Below are 382 nucleotides of genomic sequence, written 5' to 3'. Positions count from 1 at the left end.
GGAACACGCACAGCTTCTCGTTGGACAGCGGGCAGACGGTGAGCGCCACGCGGTCCTGCGCGAGCCGGCGCATCAGGTCCGCGTCGTGCACGGCCTGCACGCCGTGGTCGATGCGCTCGGCGTGCAGCACGTCGAGCGCCCCCCAGATGTAGGCCGGCGGGCCTTCCTCGCCCGCGTGCGCGACCCGGTGCAGGCCCAGTTCGCGGCAGCGCGCGAACACGCGGGCGAATTTCTCGGGCGGGTGGCCCACCTCGCTCGAATCCAGGCCCACGCCGATGAAGCGGTCGCGGTACGGCAGCGCCTGCTCCAGCGTCTCGAAAGCCTCTTCCTCGCTCAGGTGCCGCAGGAAGCACAGGATCAGCGAGGCGCTCACGCCCAACTG

General features: G+C 71.2%; 1 protein-coding gene. It reads right to left on the bottom strand.

The annotated features are described in order from the left end of the window. Positions 1-373 (bottom strand): amidohydrolase family protein (locus FJV41_RS57750; protein ID WP_281291698.1); only part of this gene is annotated, 373 nt, incomplete at its 3' end. Positions 374-382 lie beyond the last annotated feature (9 nt).

Origin of the sequence: Myxococcus llanfairpwllgwyngyllgogerychwyrndrobwllllantysiliogogogochensis (assembly GCF_006636215.1) — a bacterium.
Taxonomy (GTDB): domain Bacteria; phylum Myxococcota; class Myxococcia; order Myxococcales; family Myxococcaceae; genus Myxococcus; species Myxococcus llanfairpwllgwyngyllgogerychwyrndrobwllllantysiliogogogochensis.
Note: the sequence above shows the minus strand (reverse complement) of the source record. Positions and strands in the feature narration are given on the sequence as shown.